Origin of the sequence: Streptomyces synnematoformans, from assembly GCF_039531005.1 — a bacterium.
GTDB classification, from domain to species: domain Bacteria; phylum Actinomycetota; class Actinomycetes; order Streptomycetales; family Streptomycetaceae; genus Streptomyces; species Streptomyces synnematoformans.
Window position 1 is genome coordinate 1 of sequence record NZ_BAAAPF010000545.1, and the last position, 2,570, is coordinate 2,570.

3 protein-coding genes are annotated in these 2,570 nt (G+C 72.8%); all 3 read left to right on the plus strand.

Annotated elements, in window-relative coordinates; genetic code table 11:
• The coding region (locus ABD317_RS35745; protein ID WP_344296011.1) for a cell division protein FtsQ/DivIB at positions 1-711 on the plus strand (711 nt) is incomplete at its 5' end.
• Positions 712-952: 241 nt separating this feature from the next.
• The gene (gene ftsZ / locus ABD317_RS35750) at positions 953-2,173 is read left to right on the plus strand and encodes a cell division protein FtsZ (RefSeq protein ID WP_344296015.1); all 1,221 of its coding nucleotides are present in this window, start codon (positions 953-955) and stop codon (positions 2,171-2,173) included.
• A 30-nt stretch (positions 2,174-2,203) separates the two neighbouring features.
• Positions 2,204-2,570 (plus strand): laccase domain-containing protein (locus tag ABD317_RS35755; protein ID WP_344296018.1); only part of this gene is annotated, 367 nt, incomplete at its 3' end.

Consider the following 2,570-nt stretch of genomic DNA (forward strand, 5'->3'; position numbering starts at 1 on the left):
CTGCGGCTGCCGGGCCGCCGCGCGCTGGTCGCCGCCCTGGTCGCGCTGCTGGCGCGCGGCGTACTCGCCGGCTGGGCCCTGTACGGCTCCGGCTGGCTGCGGGTGGAGCGGGTGACGGTGTCCGGAACGGACGTGCTCGGCCGGGAGGAGGTGCTGGACACCGCCCGCATCTCCACGGGCGCGCCGATGGCCACGGTCGACACGGACGCGGTCGAGGCGCGGCTGGCGGCGGAGTTGCCGCGCATCGACACCGTGGAGGTCGACCGCGTCTGGCCGCACCGGGTCGTGGTGCGGGTCACCGAACGCCGGCCCGCGGTGCTGCTGCGCAAGGGGGAGAGGTTCGTGGAAGTCGACGACGGCGGTGTGCGGTTCGCCACGGTGCGCACGCCGCCCAAGAGGGTGCCCGTGGCGGAGATGCGGGTCGCGGACTCGCCGAGCCTGGAGCGCTTCGGCCGGCAGCGGCTGCGCGAGAGCGCGGTACGGGTCGCGGGCGCGCTCTCCGAGAGCGTGCGCCGTGACACCCGTACCATCCTGGTGCGTTCATATGACTCCGTCACGCTGGAGCTGACCGGCGGGCGGACGGTGCTGTGGGGGAGCGCGGAGCGCGGCGGGGCGAAGTCGAAGGCCCTTGCGGCGGTCATGAAAGCGGAGCGCGATGCCCGGCACTTCGACGTCAGCGTTCCCAGCGCTCCCGCGGCGTCGGCGAGTTGACGCACAACTGCGCAGTTCAGACCCCCCGTGGGGGGCCGCAACGCCTGATCACATAGGGTGAAAAGAAAAACGGGAGGTTCGGCGTGTTCATTGAACGCGGAAGCCTTGTCGACTTAGTGTCTCGTTCCAAGAGTCCAGGTACGGGATGCTGCGGGAACCCTAAACTTCACGCTTAGGGTCCGACCGGCGTTCGGGGACCCCCACAAACGGCAGACGTAACTCGAGGCGAGAGGCCTTCGACGTGGCAGCACCACAGAACTACCTCGCGGTCATCAAGGTCGTCGGAATCGGCGGCGGTGGCGTCAACGCCATCAACAGGATGATCGAGGTCGGTCTCAAGGGCGTCGAGTTCATCGCGATCAACACCGACGCGCAGGCACTGCTGATGAGCGACGCGGACGTCAAGCTCGACGTCGGTCGCGAGCTGACCCGCGGACTCGGCGCGGGCGCCAACCCGGACGTCGGCCGCAAGGCCGCCGAGGACCACCGGGAGGAGATCGAGGAGGTGCTCAAGGGCGCCGACATGGTCTTCGTCACCGCCGGCGAGGGCGGCGGCACCGGCACCGGCGGCGCGCCCGTCGTGGCCAACATCGCGCGCTCGCTGGGCGCGCTCACCATCGGCGTCGTCACCCGCCCGTTCACCTTCGAGGGCCGGCGCCGCGCCAACCAGGCCGAGGACGGCATCGCCGCGCTTCGCGACGAGGTCGACACCCTGATCGTGATCCCCAACGACCGACTGCTGTCGATCTCCGATCGCCAGGTGAGCGTTCTCGACGCCTTCCGCTCCGCGGACCAGGTGCTGCTCTCCGGTGTCCAGGGCATCACCGACCTCATCACCACGCCCGGCCTGATCAACCTCGACTTCGCGGACGTCAAGTCCGTGATGTCGGAGGCCGGTTCGGCGCTCATGGGCATCGGCTCGGCGCGCGGCGACGACCGCGCGGTGGCCGCCGCCGAGATGGCGATCTCCTCGCCGCTGCTGGAGGCGTCCATCGACGGCGCCCGCGGCGTGCTGCTCTCCATCTCCGGCGGCTCGGACCTCGGCCTGTTCGAGATCAACGAGGCGGCCCAGCTCGTCAGCGAGGCGGCCCACCCGGAGGCGAACATCATCTTCGGTGCGGTGATCGACGACGCCCTCGGCGACGAGGTGCGGGTCACGGTCATCGCCGCCGGCTTCGACGGCGGCCAGCTGCCGTCGAAGAACCGGGACAAGGTCCTCGGCTCGTACAGCGGCCGGGACGAGACCCCGGCCGAGTCGGCCGCGGACACCGGCGCCCCGGCGCCCCGGCCGGCGGAGCCCGAGCGCCCCGCCTTCAGCGGCCTGGGCTCCCTGTCCGGCGACGGCGCCGAGGACGCCGCCCCGGCGCCCCCGCCGCCTTCCGCCGCGCCGCAGGTGCCGGCGGCCCGGCCGTACCAGGACAGCGAGGCCGAGGAACTGGACGTGCCGGACTTCCTGAAGTAGCCGGCGGGTTGACCACGTAACGTACGGCTCGTGATAGGGCAGACATACACGACAGGCGGCGCTCACTTCGCCTTCACCGACCGGTGGGGCGGCGTGAGCGCCGCTCCGTACGCGGAGCTGAACCTCGGCGGCGCCGTCGGCGCCGGTGCCGCCGCCGACAGTGCAGCGGCCGTCGCCGCCAACCGCGACCGCGCCGCCCGCGCGCTCGGGGTGGAGGCGGCGCGGGTCGTGTGGATGCACCAGGTGCACGGGCGCGACGTCGCCGTCGTGGACGGGCCGTGGGGCGACGCGCCCCCGCCCGCCGTGGACGCCGTCGTCACCCGGGCCCGCCGGGTGCCGCTCGCCGCCCGCGGCCCCGACTGCGTGCCGCTGCTCCTCGCCGACCCCGGGGCCGGGG